The 14,513-nt window shown below is 49.8% G+C and carries 12 protein-coding genes; 5 read left to right on the forward strand and 7 right to left on the reverse strand.

From position 1 onward, the window contains the following. Positions 1-48: 48 nt before the first annotated feature. From G441_RS0106035 to prmB, 3 genes are read right to left on the reverse strand one after another with little or no spacing between them, the layout of a single operon-like run. On the reverse strand, positions 49-1,221 hold the full coding sequence (locus tag G441_RS0106035) for an MFS transporter (RefSeq protein WP_026375512.1): 1,173 nt from the start codon (positions 1,219-1,221) through the stop codon (positions 49-51). Positions 1,222-1,251: 30 nt separating this feature from the next. After that, positions 1,252-2,349 carry a chorismate synthase gene (gene aroC, locus G441_RS0106040; RefSeq protein ID WP_026375513.1) on the reverse strand — a complete coding sequence of 366 codons (1,098 nt, stop codon included), beginning with the start codon at positions 2,347-2,349 and terminating at the stop codon, positions 1,252-1,254. 24 nt (positions 2,350-2,373) lie between these two features. Beyond that, on the reverse strand, positions 2,374-3,300 hold the full coding sequence (gene prmB / locus G441_RS0106045; RefSeq protein ID WP_026375514.1) for a 50S ribosomal protein L3 N(5)-glutamine methyltransferase: 927 nt from the start codon (positions 3,298-3,300) through the stop codon (positions 2,374-2,376). Positions 3,301-3,453: 153 nt separating this feature from the next. On the opposite strand from prmB, the gene smrB reads away from it, so the two are divergent. Next, the gene (smrB, locus tag G441_RS0106050; RefSeq protein WP_026375515.1) at positions 3,454-3,990 is read left to right on the forward strand and encodes an endonuclease SmrB; all 537 of its coding nucleotides are present in this window, start codon (positions 3,454-3,456) and stop codon (positions 3,988-3,990) included. A gap of 96 nt (positions 3,991-4,086) precedes the next feature. Next, positions 4,087-5,310 (forward strand): FAD-dependent oxidoreductase, encoded by a 1,224-nt coding sequence (locus G441_RS0106055; protein ID WP_026375516.1) that lies wholly within the window; start codon positions 4,087-4,089, stop codon positions 5,308-5,310. Positions 5,311-5,351: 41 nt separating this feature from the next. On the opposite strand, the gene G441_RS0106060 is transcribed toward G441_RS0106055, so the two are convergent. From G441_RS0106060 to G441_RS0106070, 3 genes are all read right to left on the reverse strand, one after another. Next, positions 5,352-5,996: a transglycosylase SLT domain-containing protein gene (locus G441_RS0106060; RefSeq protein ID WP_026375517.1), complete on the reverse strand. Its 645-nt coding sequence runs from the start codon at positions 5,994-5,996 to the stop codon at positions 5,352-5,354. Positions 5,997-6,083: 87 nt separating this feature from the next. After that, the gene (gene gshA / locus G441_RS0106065; RefSeq protein ID WP_026375518.1) at positions 6,084-7,697 is read right to left on the reverse strand and encodes a glutamate--cysteine ligase; all 1,614 of its coding nucleotides are present in this window, start codon (positions 7,695-7,697) and stop codon (positions 6,084-6,086) included. A gap of 105 nt (positions 7,698-7,802) precedes the next feature. Continuing rightward, positions 7,803-10,628, reverse strand: a complete 2,826-nt coding sequence (locus G441_RS0106070) for a M16 family metallopeptidase (protein ID WP_420806146.1) — start codon at positions 10,626-10,628, stop codon at positions 7,803-7,805. A gap of 159 nt (positions 10,629-10,787) precedes the next feature. Between G441_RS0106070 and G441_RS0106075 the strand changes: the two genes are divergently transcribed. Genes G441_RS0106075 through G441_RS0106085 form a run of 3 tightly spaced genes read left to right on the forward strand, consistent with a single transcriptional unit; the run spans position 10,788 to position 12,966 of the window. Next, positions 10,788-11,354 carry an Hpt domain-containing protein gene (locus G441_RS0106075; protein WP_026375520.1) on the forward strand — a complete coding sequence of 189 codons (567 nt, stop codon included), beginning with the start codon at positions 10,788-10,790 and terminating at the stop codon, positions 11,352-11,354. Beyond that, positions 11,351-12,067, forward strand: coding sequence for a TIGR01621 family pseudouridine synthase (locus tag G441_RS0106080; RefSeq protein ID WP_205622162.1), 717 nt, complete (start codon positions 11,351-11,353; stop codon positions 12,065-12,067). Before G441_RS0106075 ends, G441_RS0106080 begins: the two co-directional genes overlap by 4 nt. Further along, the gene (locus G441_RS0106085; RefSeq protein WP_026375522.1) at positions 12,061-12,966 is read left to right on the forward strand and encodes a ketopantoate reductase family protein; all 906 of its coding nucleotides are present in this window, start codon (positions 12,061-12,063) and stop codon (positions 12,964-12,966) included. Before G441_RS0106080 ends, G441_RS0106085 begins: the two co-directional genes overlap by 7 nt. On the opposite strand, the gene lysS is transcribed toward G441_RS0106085, so the two are convergent. Then, entirely contained in the window at positions 12,963-14,504 is a 1,542-nt protein-coding gene (gene lysS / locus G441_RS0106090; RefSeq protein WP_026375523.1) for a lysine--tRNA ligase, read from the reverse strand. The genes G441_RS0106085 and lysS overlap by 4 nt on opposite strands. Positions 14,505-14,513 lie beyond the last annotated feature (9 nt).

Raw genomic sequence — 14,513 nt, forward strand, 5'->3', positions numbered from 1 at the left:
TTAACCAATCATGTTGAATAGCCAGTATGCAGAAACCTCGCCGTCACATCAAACATGACCTGACATGGATGTTTTGCGCACTGGCACAAGTAACAGGGCGGCCAGACTAGCAACGATCGCCGCAGCCATAAACGCAAAGGTTGCGCCTGCCCCCTGCTGCCAGAACACCCCAGCCAGATAGTTACCAATTGCACCACCTACGCCGAAGCCAATACTGACATATATCGCCTGACCCCGGCTTTGATATTGGGTGTCAAAGTGCTGGTGAATAAAGTGCATTGACGCCGCATGCGTCATACCAAAACTAAACGCGTGCAGCAGCTGGCTGAGCACTACCCAAAGTGTACTGTGCGCCAGATAAGCCAATGCAAACCAACGGAATGCGGTAAGTAGCAGGCTAATAATGAGCATAGCCTTGACACCAAAACGCCCAATCAGCCGGCCGGCGATAATAAAAATAAACACCTCGGCAACCACGCCCAACGCAATCAATAAGCCGGTTTGCTGGCCGCTAAGTCCTAAATCACGCATGTATAGAGCGAAAAAGCCATAGAAAGGACCAAAACTTATCTGCAGCAGCACCGTGGAGAGTAAAAACAACACAAACACTGGTTTCATCGCCTGACTCAGCATCGAGCCACCTGAACTCTTTGAGTGGGAATCAGGCTTTGGTTCAAGCAGTGTCAAAGAGACTAAAAACAGTGAAAGCAGGACGAAAAAGGACACGACGATAGGGACTTCAGATGAGTACCAGTCAATCATCTGTCCCGTCAGTACAGTCAGTAATACAAAGCCAATACTTCCCCACAGGCGAATACGGCTATAACGGTTGGCATCTCCTCTGACCGTGTTCAATGTGATGACTTCCATCTGCGGCAAAATCGCCGTCCAGAACATCATCATCAAGGCAAAAGCCAGCGTGATCCCCCAGAAGCCATGCAATACGAACACCAGTGAAAAACAGGCGACCGACAGAAAGCAGCCGAATTGCAATACCTGCAAACCGCGACCGCTTTTGTCTGCCAGGGTTGCCCACAGGGTCGGACCAAAAATACGCGCCACGGTGATAATGGCAAACAGTTCGCCAATCTGCTGTGAGGTAAAGCCGCGGCCATCCAGGAAAATGCCCAGATATGGCACGATGACACCGAGCTGGCCGAAATAAAACAGATAGGTAAGGCCAAGTAGCAACGGTGCCTGCGCGGCCCTGAATGAGCTCACATTGTTCACTGATGTTGTAAATCTAGGGCGTTACACACTGCCAGGGATCACTGGCGTGCTGCTGTTCACGTTCGCATTCTGTCCGCGATGTCTGAGCAGGTGATCCATCAATACCAGGGCCAGCATTGCCTCAGCGATGGGCACAGCGCGAATGCCGACACAGGGGTCATGACGCCCGCGGGTGATCACTTCAGCCGACTCACCGCGCACGTCTATGGTTTCACCCGGTACCGTAATACTTGAGGTTGGCTTGAGGGCCAGATGAGCGACGATGTCCTGTCCACTGGATATGCCGCCAAGAACACCGCCAGAACGGTTACTTTTGAAACCTGACGGCGTTAACGCATCCCTGTGCTCACTGCCCTTCTGCGTTACCACTGCAAAGCCATCGCCCATTTCCACGCCTTTCACTGCGTTGATCCCCATCATCGCATGGGCGATGTCAGCATCGAGGCGGTCAAAAACAGGTTCACCCAGTCCGACCGGCACGCCGGTAGCAACAACAGACACCTTGGCGCCGATCGAATCGCCCTGTTTTTTCAGGTCACGCATATAGGCGTCAAGCTCGTCTAGCCTGGCGGGATCCGGACAGAAAAAGGGGTTGTCGTTTATGCTACTCGGGACAACGTTATCCATCACGATAGGGCCAAGCTGCGACAGGTAACCATAGATATGAATGCCACAATGCTTTGCCAGGTACTGTTTGGCAATGCCGCCAGCGGCGACGCGAATAGCAGTTTCTCGCGCAGACGATCGACCGCCACCACGATAGTCACGGAAGCCATACTTTTGCTGATATGTGTAGTCGGCGTGGCCAGGGCGAAACGTATCTTTAATTTTTGAATAATCCTGACTGCGCTGATCTTTATTCTTTATCAGCAAACCGATACTGGTGCCTGTGGTTTTGCCTTCAAATACGCCTGACAGGATTTGTACTTCATCATCTTCCCGTCGTGCCGTGGTATAGCGAGACGTTCCCGGTTTACGACGGTCAAGGTCGACTTGCAATGCAGCTTCATCTAATTCAAGCCCCGGCGGACAGCCATCAACGACACCGCCGATTGCCACGCCGTGGCTTTCGCCGAAAGTGGTGACGGTAAAGAGTTTGCCGAAGGTGTTGCCAGCCATGTTGCTTCTGTCCTGTTTGCTAGATTATGAAAAGTAATCGCTCAGTGTTTTGTGGTCAACGGCAAATACGCCGTCACCGCCATGCGTAAAGTTTACCCAGGTGACATTCAGCCCAGGAAAACGTTGTGCAAAGTGCACCATGCTGTTGCCGACTTCGACGAACAACCAGCCATGATCGGTTAAATGCGCAGGCGCCTGACGCAGGATAGTCTCCACCAGGTCCAGACCATCATCACCTGCTGCCAGCGCCAATTCTGGTTCATGGGTAAATTCATCTGGCAAATCTGCCATATCCTCAGCGTCGACATAGGGTGGATTGCTGACGATCAAATCATAACGTTGTCCATCGACGGCTGAAAACAGATCGGATTGGATTGGCACCACACGCTCCGACAAGCCATGCTGAGAAATGTTGATTTCGGCCACATCCAGAGCATCGCTGCTAATGTCCAACGCATCGACTTGCGCGTCAGTAAACTGGTAGGCCAGCGCAATGGCGATGCAGGCTCCGCCAGTGCAAAGATCCATAATCCTTGCTGGCGTCTCTTCGAGATAGTCAGAGAAACCGTTGTTAATGAGTTCGGCGATAGGCGAACGTGGAATTAACACTCGCTCATCGACATAGAATGGCAAACCACAAAACCACGCCTGATGAGTGATATAAGGCAGCGGCACTCGCTCACTAACTCTTTGCCATACCATCTGTGCCACATCACAACGCTCCTGCTCGGTCAATCTGGCATCGAGTACTTTGCACTGCGTATCAGCGATCCATTGGTAAGGCAGATTAAGGATGTGCATCAGCAACGCTTGTGCCTCTTCCCAGGCGTTGTTGGTACCGTGACCAAAGAACAGCTCAGCCCGATGAAACTCAGACGCCGCCCAGCGCACCATATCCAGGCCTGTCAGCAATTCATTAACGGCTATATTTTGATACGGGTGTTGACTCATTTACCTTACTTTATCTGTTGAAAACGGGGACTCGGGTGAGGCTGCAAAACATACCTTGCGAGGCAGAGCACAGCAAGGAAAATCCTCACCTTGAGCAATTTTTGTTACACTACCACACCTGTTTTGGTACGAAGAAATGAGTGTGTAGAAGTAATGGGCACTGAAAAGGACAAATCAGCATCGACTTTTCAGGCATTATTTGCCGATGTTTCCCCAATCAAGCAGGACACCCTGCCTCCGTGGCGGAACAATAAAGCACCACGCTCTGATAGTCACAAAAAAAACAAACAACGGGCTGACAGCACCAAACAAAGTCACGCAGCTTTCCAATTTTCCGATCAGTATGAAGCCCATTTTGATGAACAAGGCCCCCTGCGCTTCGTCAAACCCGGAGAGTCGAGCCACGAAGTAAAACGCCTGAGAAGGGGCGAATACCCGCCAGATTTGATCCTGGATCTGCACGGCCTGAACCGGGAAACTGCAAAAGCTGAAGTGGCGGAACTTATCTATGCCGCCAAAAAAGAACACTGTCACTGCGTGTGTATTGTGCACGGCATAGGATCAAAAATTTTAAAATCAGCCGTGCCCAACTGGCTGGTACAACACCCCGATGTACTTGGTTTTCATCAGGCCCCGCTGGAGTGGGGCGGTAAAGGTGCATTACTGGTGTTGATTGCCCAGCAGATCTAGTGCGCAGGCTGCAACGTTTATAACGGCCAGTCATTGCACAAATTGCCGCCCTGACCTACTGTTTAACTTTTAAACTTTCAAGGTCTTCGAGCTGGCATGGATAGAAGGCACGTTCTGAAGGCGTTGGCGATGACTCCCTTGCTAACGCCTAACTGGTCATTTTCTGCGCAACAACACAAGTTCGATGCAGTTGTCGTCGGTGCCGGAGTATTTGGCATGTGGAGCGCCTGGTATCTTCGTCAGGCTGGGCTGTCTGTGGCGGTGATTGACCAGTCCACGCCTGGACATTCAGGGTCCTCATCCGGTGGAGAAAGCCGGGTAACCCGAACGGGTTATGGTGACTCTGAACTCTATACAGAGTGGTCTCATCGGTCGCTAGCTGCCTGGAAGAAGCTCTCTGAGGCTTCCAGCCTGCCACTGTTTCATCCCATTGGTATGCTAATGGTTCACCAAGAGGACGATCCGTATGTCATGGCCAGTAAAGCGGTATTAAAAAAGTTTGGTATCCCATTTAAAGCGCTGAATACCAAGCAATTACGCAACAACTATCCCGTAATGAAGGTCAAGGATGGTGAACGTGGCATCCTAGAGCCCAATGCCGGTGGACTGATGGCGAGACGTGGCGTGCAGACATTAGCCGTTAAAGCGGCACAGGCCGGTGTACACATTTTTCAGGGTACGGTTTCTCCGATAGATTCAACCCGGTCACGTCAAGGGGCATTGACAGAGATTGAATATAAGCATGGCAACGGCATTGGGCGCATTCAGGCGGAAAATTTTATTATTGCCTGTGGTCCCTGGTTAGACAAAGTATGTCCAGAGGCAATGGCAAATAGGTTATTTGTCACTCGTCAGGAAATTTTGTATTTCCAGGCCAGTCGTGAAGTTACTGGCAAGTTACCGACGTGGGCGACCTTACCTTACTATGGTCTCCCAGATATCGAAGGTAGAGGCTTTAAGGTGGCCAATGACACCCACGGAACGCGAGTGGATCCAAGTAAAGTGAATCGTCATGTGCACGACGAAGTAATACAGCAAACCCGTTTATTTCTCGCAGAGCGCTTTCCAGGTATTGCGAATCAACCGTTACTCGAAAGTCGAGTATGTCAGTATGAAAATAGCTCGAATGGTGATTTTGTCATTGATCTCCATCCTGGTCTGAACAACACCTATGTGGTGGGTGGAGGCTCTGGTCATGGATTTAAACATGGTCCGGCAGTCGGCCGATATGTGACTGACAGGGTGTTACAGCGAGGCACAGTGATCGAACAACTCAGTCTTGAAAGTAAGGCGACCGTGCAGGATAGGCAAGTTATTTAGGGCCGCCCGCCAATCTATGCCAATGTTAACAATAAGCGCACCTAGCTAAACCAGTCGAAAAACCAGCTTCGTTCAAGATCATCTTCACAGGATTTAAGCTGAGTGGCGTAGCGGTAGGCCCTATCATTGACCTTCTTGGCGACATTGACCAACCACTTTTTCTTGTTATAGGTACCACGCTTGAAGCCTCCCCAACCCTCGTGATAATTGAGGTACTGGGCGTAAGCGTCCCACTTTGACACACCGTTTACTGAGTAGGTTTTGCTGATAAACCAGCCCATGAAATCTATCGCGTCTTCGAAATCATCACGGTCTGCACCACCGTTACCGGTTTCACGAATATAGTCTTCCCAGGTCAGTGTTTTAGCCTGTGAATATCCGTATGCCGTACTAACCCTACCCCAGGGGATCAGACCAAAAAAAACATAATCACGGGGCGGCAGCGCATCGGCACGGAATGAGCTTTCCTGATACATCATCGCCATCGGCACGTGAATAGGCACGCCCCAATTATCGCGCATGTCAGCGGCGGCATCATACCAGTCGTCTTTTTCTTCAAAAATGTCACAGATATTGTCGGCGTTTCGTGGAGGTGTCACCGCACAAGAGGACAGCAATGTGGATAACAACGCTATCTGGAAAAATTTTTTTAAAAAATGTTTATTTTTTGTGAACTTTTCACTCATCAGCGACTCATACACATTGTGTTCTAGTAGTTGTAATGTGTGTTTTCCCTGGAACTTGTTTATGCCTGGCGCCCGCCAGGCATTTTTTTAACCGGCTTTTTCGGTATCCGCATACTGGCTCAGGTCGGCGAAATAATCGGTCAGGAAGTTTTCAAAATCAACGTTATCCGACGCCTCTATCTCCCTCTGCGCCGCGATTGACTGTCGCGCGGCCTCAGCGAAGTGCTGCCGATCAGACAGCTTGTAGTCATTGCTTAGCCATTGTTGCCGGTACTTTTCAGCCAGCTCTACGCCATAAGCGCCATTATCCAGGTTGTGTTTGAGTAAATGCTCAAGCAGCATGCCTGATGGCGTTTTATTCGCATCTAATACTTTGTTCCATTCGATACTGACTGCCTTGCTGTAGCGATCGTTCTGGTTAACATCATCCAGCAGTCTGGCCACCTGATAGAAGTCATCGAATAGCTCTCGTGCCCAATCCTGTAATGATACGGCCCGGCCTTCATCTTCCAGCATCAAACCGGGACGACGTCCGCGTTCAACAACCGTGGTCAAATTATGCTCAGTTTGTCGGTAGCCAGATAAATCGAAACTGGGACTAGGTTTAATCGCGCAGTAGAGCAAAAACACATCAAGGAAATAGAATTGATTCAGTTCTACGCCCAGCGGTGCAAACGGATTAACGTCCAGCGCACGCACTTCAATATACTCGACGCCGCGCTCGGCAAGTGCATCTGTTGGCTTCTCCATGCTTCGGGTCGGCTGTTTAGGACGTATAGGGGAATACAGTTCATTCTCAATCTGCAACACATTCGCATTGAGTTGCTGGTATTCACCGTCACGCTTGACACCCAATTTACTGTATTGCGAAGAGGGAGTAGCAATCGCTCGGCGCAGCGACGCAATATAAGTATCGATATGGTTGTAGCAAATGTTAAGTGTCGACTGGGCACTATTGGTATAGCCTAGATCACTCATTCGCAATGAGGTTGCATAGGGCAGGTAAATGGTGCCCTTACCTATTTTTTCGAATGATTTGTCGGTTTGTCGTCCCTGTATAAAAGAGCTACATAGCGCTGGAGAGGCGCCATAAAGATAGGGTACTAACCAGCACAGACGCCGGTAGTTACGAATCAGTGAAAAGTAGGCAGCCGATATACCCTGCTTATCCCCTGTTTCACCAAGCATGGGCAGCCATCTTTGCCAGAATGTCTTCGGCAGAGAAAAATTGAAATGCACACCAGCAATAGCCTGCATCATGCTGCCATAACGATTGCGCAGCCCAACTCTATACAGCTGTTTCATCTTGGCTACGTTGGACGTACCAAAATAAGCAATGGGAATCGCATCATCATTGCTGATGTAACAGGGCATCGACATTGGCCACAAACGCTCATCACCAAGCGATTCAATGGTGTATTTGTGAATATCGGAAAGTTGCGACAGAGTGACAATCGGGTCCCTTTCCGGCGGCGTAATAAATTCCAGCAACGACTCAGAAAAATCCGTGGTAATGCTGTCATGCGTTAGCGCAGATCCCAGAGCCTGAGGATGCGGCGTGGTGGCCAGCTTTCCGTTGGGGTTGATCCTGAGCGTTTCACGCTCTACGCCATGACGAATATCGATAAGCGCCTGAGCCGCTTCACTGCCGGACAATAATGCCAGGCGATCAGCGAAGCGTTGGTTATGATGTGCGTTCAAAACTGCGTCCAAGTGTTTGTGCCATCCATCATTGTGGATGCCATCGCGTTTATTTCAAGAGGGCCACGGAAAGTGCAGCCAGATAGATATACGCTTTTGTGGGCATTATAGCTCAAGTTGCATAACCTCGATGGGACGATTTAATTGTTCAAGCGTAGGTAATAATTCGCTCTTGTCACCAACGACAATGATTTGCATCGTCTGTGTATCGAGTTTGCGCTGTGCCAGTTCAGTGAGTTGATCACGTGTAACAGAACGTATAATGCGTTGCTGCTGGCGAGGGAAATCCGCGTCAAGGCCAAACACCATCAGCTGACGAATAAAACCCGCCTTGGCCCACGGCGTTTCGTAATTTAACGCATCTGCCTGAGTATACGCATTACGTAATAACACCAGCTCTTCGCCTGTTGGTCCGCTTTGTTGGTAGCGATTGATTTCGGCCAGAATTTCGTTGATGCCCTCAAGGGTTTTGTCTTTATTTAACTCGGCACCGGCCTCAAATACACCCAAGGTTTTTCCTGCATTAAAACGGCTGTATGCGCCATAGGTGTAGCCTTTGTCTTCGCGCAGATTGAGATTAATACGGCTGTTAAACATCCCGCCTAGCGGAAAGTTCATCAGTTTACTCATAAAGTGTTCGCCAGTCGCATCGAACGGGATATCACGCTTTACCAGCTTAACAACGCTCTGCGCGGCATCAGGCTTATCAACCAGATAGATACTGGACTGGCTATACTGCGGGAAGGTGTTGAATTCTGGTATGACGTAATCCAGACCCTGCCATGCACCCAGAAACGTCAGCTTTTCCAGTACGTTGTGTTTGGCCGTGTCACCGACCACGACTATCGATGCCCGCGACGGACTGACATACTGATGATAAAACTGCTTTACGTCATCCAGGGTAATCGTCTGCAACGTCTTAATGGTACCTGTATCGGGTAGGCTAACGCGGTTATTTTCACCAAACATCACTCGATCGCGGGCCCTGTTTGCCAGGTAAGAGGGATCATTGGCCTGTTGCTGCATGCTTTGCAACATTTGTTGTTTTAGCCGGTTAAACTCTTGCTGATCAAATGCGGGCGAAAACAGCATTTCGTCCATTAACGTCAGCGTTTCATCCAGGTGTTTGGTGAGACTACTGACACGCACTTGTATAAACCGCCCATTGGCACTAAACCTCACGCGACTACCAAGCAACGCCAGTGCATTACTCATGTCTTCGCCACGACGAGCGGTCGTCGACTCATTCATCATGAGCGCAGTCAAACTCGCGAGTCCCGCTTTATCGACAGGATCTAATAAGGGGCCGCCTTCCATGCTCAGCGTAATACTGGTTGTTGGCGTTTCAGTACTCAGTGTGCCCGTCACGGCAATGCCATTTTCTAGCGTGGCATGCCATAGTTCCGGTAATGTCACTGCAGGATTAGGTCCAGCCATAGGCACGATGCTGCGGTCAAAATCATCGTCTATCTCGACCGGTTGCACCTCTGCAGTCATGGGCTGCTCGTTATTTAGCTCTCTACGCGGAGGCGTAAAGTTTGTCGGAGCAGCAGCTAGTTGGGTCTGGCCGTGCGGTACGATACTTAAGGTGACGCTATGCTTGCCTTTCACGTAGGTACGGTAAACGCGCATCACATCTTCTGCGGTGACAGCGCGATAGCGGGCCAGATCAAACTGCACCATATCGGGTTGACCGGCGAATACCTGATTGTATGCCAGACTGGACACTTTCCCTGCGACACTTTGCAGGCCATAAATGGTTGAGGTTTCGATGCTGGTTTTTGTGCGATTCAAATCGTCCTGATTGACACCACGCTGTTCAAACTCATCCAGCGTCTGAGAAAACTTTTCGCGCAAGTGGGCGAGACTTGGATCCTTTGCCGGGTTTGCCAGTGCCAGCATTTGAAATTCGCAGGCCAGCTCACGGCAAGGATGATTGACCAGCGCCTGCACGGCATCGCCAGTTTTCACCAGATTTTTATAAAATAACGATGTTTTGCCGCCGCCGAGAATATCAGCCAGTACGTCCAGCGCGGCTTCATCTTCATGTCTGGCATAAACGGTCGGGAAGGTCACCTGAATCAGCGGTAGATGCACCGCGTCCTCTAGCGTAATCTGCCGGTCCTCGGTAAGGTTCACAGGCTGCTTGGGCAGGTCTGACACCTCGGGGCCACGAGGGATAGGTGCAAAATACTTTGCAACCCACCGTTTGGTTGTGTCGATATCAATGTCCCCACCAATGGTTAACACCGCATTGTTCGGTCCATACCAGCGCTTAAAAAACGCTTTTAAGTCATTCACGTTGACCCGGTTCAGATCGTCGATATAGCCAATAGTAGGCCAGGAATAGGGGTGATTTAACGGATATAACGCCTCTGCGACTTTCTCATCACGCAGCCCATAGGGCTGATTGTCAACATTCTGGCCACGTTCGTTTTTTACGGTTTCTCGCTGGTTTTCAAACTTCTTTTGCGTCACGGCATCAAGCAAGAACCCCATACGATCCGCCTCCAGCCACAATACTTTCTCGAGCTGATTGGCAGGAACGGTTTGATAATAATTCGTTCGATCGGAATTGGTGGTGCCGTTCATGTCACCACCGGCCTCAGTAATCAGTCTGAAGTGCTCTTCATCGGCAACATTTTTTGAGCCCTGAAACATCATGTGCTCAAAAAAATGCGCAAAACCTGACTTGCCCGGCTCCTCCCGCGCTGAGCCAACGTGATAGGTAACATCCACATGAACCAGAGGATCTGAGGTATCCTGATGCAAAATAACCGTTAAACCATTGTCCAACTGATAGCTGATATAGGGCAGTGATAACGATTCAGCATCGCCAACTCGTGCCGCAATCTGCGTAGGTGTCTGCACTGAACAGGCGGTTAACGTCACCACCAGCGCACTGACAATGAGTAATACAAAACGATTCACTATTTACAGATCCATTGATTTACACAATGTGATTAGTCTACCCTGATAACTACCGGAACATCATCCCCAAAAATAGTAACGAACTGTTAGCGGGCTGGATAAATCGTCATCGTCGTGTGGTCATACTAAAACGACGGGCAATTGCACACTGAGAGCCTCATGTCTGAAAATCTACCTTTGATTGATATGTCCTTTGCATTGTCACAACTGAGTGGTAATCGTGCGTTAGTCGATCAATTATTCACCCGTTTCTCTCAAGACTATAAGGATGTGTCGGTCAGATTGGGGCAACAGTTACCCAATGTTGATGCGGCGTCAGCAAAAGCACTGGTGCATACCATCAAGGGCGTGGCTGGGAACCTTGGCTTGAAGCGTTTACATGTTGCCGCTAAGACGTTGGAAGACGCGATCAAAACCAACCAGGACATCAACGCCAGAAAGGATGAGTTTGATCAGGTTATGGCATCTACGCTTAATGAAATACGTCAGTTGACTGCAGGAGACGCTCCCCCACCACCATCAGTGTCGACCTCGCAGAGCAATGATCATGCGTCAGCAAAGCGTGAACTCAAAAACATGCTTGAGCGGCACGAATTTATCACCGCAGAAAAAGTGAGGTCGCTAATGACCCAACTGCCCGGTAGCGCAGCACAAAAGCAGCGTCTTGAAATAGCGATAAATGACCTGGATTATAATACCGCGGCCACCTTGCTCGATGAGTTGTGAAAAATTCCCCCGAACGCATTCCTTACTCTTTTGAACACCAGGATTTTATTGTTATCGACAAACCTGCCGGGGTGTCCGTGCATGATAGCGAGACGCAACCTGGCGTTGTAAGTCTGTTACGTACACAGAATGGTGATATGCCTCTGTATTTGTGTCACAGGCTGGATAAAGACACGTCAGGACTTCTGATACTGGCTAAAAATGCCGAGACCGCAGCGTACTTTGGCCAGTTGTTCCATCAGCATCAGATCAATAAATACTATCTGGCCTTGTGCGCAAAAAAAGGCAAGAAAAAACAGGGCGCCATCAAAGGAGACATGAAAAAATCCCGCGATGGCAGTTGGATCCTCACACCATCGACAACGCCATCCGCTATTACCCAGTTTTTTTCAGCCGGAGCAGACGCCACCGATACAACGGCATATCGAAAAATGCTGCTACGTCCTTTATCCGGCAAAACCCACCAATTGCGCGTGGCAATGAAAAGCAATAGCAGTCCTATAGTCGGTGACAGGCGATACAAAGGAATCGCTGCCGATCGCATGTATCTGCATGCCTATGCGCTTAATTTTTATTATCATGATATGCGTGTGGAGATTGTGCTTATGCCCAATACCGGTGACCATTTTCGGTCGCTCAACATACCGAGTGAGTGGCACTCCCCGTGGGAGTTGAAATGGCCGAAGCTTAATACGGGTGCACCGGCATGCTGATCGGCATCGTTGGCACCGGAGCCATTGGCAGTTTACTGGCAACTCAGGCAGCACTGGCCGGACTCAATTGTGTGGTAATTCCTCGTCGGGAACGCAATAACACCAACGGACATATCGCCCTGTCACGTAGCGATTTAGCTGCGCAATCCTTTACGTTACCCATCGCGACAAACAATCAGCTGAGCAGATTGGATGTGGTCATTGTGCCGACCAAAGCCTATCAGGTTGAACAGGCTATTTGCGACATCAACGCACACCTGCGTCCTCACACCGCCATTGTCCTCCTGCATAACGGTATCGGCCCCCATGAAGTTGTGCAGCAACTGTGCCCTGACAACCCCATCGTGGGTGCAACGACCAGCTACGCAGCCCTAAAAACATCGGCACAAACAGTGACAATGACGGGCAGCGGACAGACTGATGCAGGCTGGCTGGCCAATCCGCAGCTGACTATACAGGACAAGCTTTTGCAGATGTTAAATTCGCTTTTACCACCATGCAACTGGCACCAAGATGTGCTGTGGATAATGTTGAAAAAGCTTTCCGTGAACGCGGTGATTAACCCGTTAACAGCGCTGAACAATGTTAAGAACGGGGCACTTTGCGATGCGCATTATTCGCAATCCATTCAGCATTTATGCGAGCAGACGAGCAATGTGTTTAACGCCCTTGGCTACCCAGTTAGTACTGCCGCGTTACAGGGTTATGTAACCGAGGTCGCGCAACTTACAGCGAACAACTACTCGTCCATGCATCAGGATCTGGCCCACAAACGACGCACCGAGATAGATTTCATCAACGGTTTCATCGTTCGGGAAGCAAAAAGGCACCGCATGGCGGTGCCTGATCATCAAAAGCTCGTTACGGCTATTCACCGACAGGAAAGCCACTACCGTTAGTCACGGCTCTCCGGTTTCATGTGCGGGAACAGGATGACATCTTTGATTGTGGGGCTGTTAGTAAACAGCATCACTAGACGGTCAATACCAATGCCTTCACCAGCGGTAGGCGGCAAGCCATATTCCAACGCTCTGATGTAGTCCTCATCAAAGTGCATAGCCTCATCATCACCGGCTTCCTTCTCTTCCACCTGTTTGCGGAATCGCGCCGCCTGATCTTCCGGGTCGTTCAACTCCGAAAAACCGTTTGCCAGCTCACGACCGCCAACAAAAAACTCAAAACGGTCCGTTACGAAGGGGTCTTTATCATTGCGTCGCGCCAGTGGAGAGACTTCCCATGGGTAAGCGGTAATGAAAGTAGGCTGATCGAGTTTTTCTTCAGCGGTTGCCTCAAATATTTCACACAGATATTTACCCGCACCCCAGATACCTTCCACTTCAGGCTCTTTAATGTGCAAAGATTTAGCCATGGCTTTAAGTTCTGGCAAATGATTCTCTGGGTCGTTGATCGCCGCTTCATTGGCCTCGGGCCAGTATTTCAAAATGGCTTCTGACATAGTCAGGCGCTGGAAAGGCTGTCCAAAGTCATAGATTTTCTCTTCCAGCACATTACCATCCGCGTCTTCAACAGTGTTGGTGATCACCGTCGTGCCAAGCACTTCCTCAGCCAACGTGCGTAGCATGTCTTCGGTCAAGTCCATCAGATCCTGATAATCAGCATAGGCCTGATAAAACTCCAGCATAGTGAATTCCGGATTATGTCGCGTTGACAGACCTTCATTACGGAAGTTGCGGTTAATTTCAAACACCCGCTCGAAGCCACCGACAACCAGACGCTTAAGATAAAGCTCAGGCGCAATGCGCAGGAACATGCTGATGTCCATGGCATTGTGGTGAGTAACAAAAGGTTTTGCCGTCGCACCGCCGGGGATGACCTGCAACATCGGCGTTTCCACTTCCATATAGTCACGCTGAGCAAGATAGTTACGAATACCATTCACGATCTGACTGCGTACTTTAAAGGTTTCGCGGGTCTGCGGATTAGTAATCAAATCGACATATCGCTGGCGGTACTTGGTTTCCTGATCGGCCAGGCCGTGAAACTTTTCTGGCAGTGGACGCAACGATTTAGTCAGCAATTCATAGTGCGCCATATCAACATACAAATCGCCTTTGCCTGATTTGTGCAGTTGTCCTTCGACGCCAATGATGTCGCCAATATCGAGGCTACCGTAGCGAGCCTTGATATCTTTCTGAGTATCTTTCGACGCATATGCCTGGATGCGACCTGTCATATCCTGAAGCAATAGAAAGGGTCCGCGTTTGGCCATGACACGGCCAGCAATGCTCACGATTTTGCCCAGTTCCTGTAGCGCCTCTTTATCCTTATCGGAAAAGTCATCCTGCAAGCCCTGCGCGTAGAATTTCCGTCTAAAGCCATTTGGGAAACCATTCGCACTGCAGTTTTCACGGATTTGCGCGAGCTTTCCACGACGCTCGGCAATTAACTTATTTTCGTCTTGTGTTTGGTCAGTCATGCTGGTCCT

This window comes from Aestuariibacter salexigens DSM 15300, assembly GCF_000429145.1.
In the GTDB taxonomy this organism is placed as follows: Bacteria; Pseudomonadota; Gammaproteobacteria; order Enterobacterales; family Alteromonadaceae; genus Aestuariibacter; species Aestuariibacter salexigens.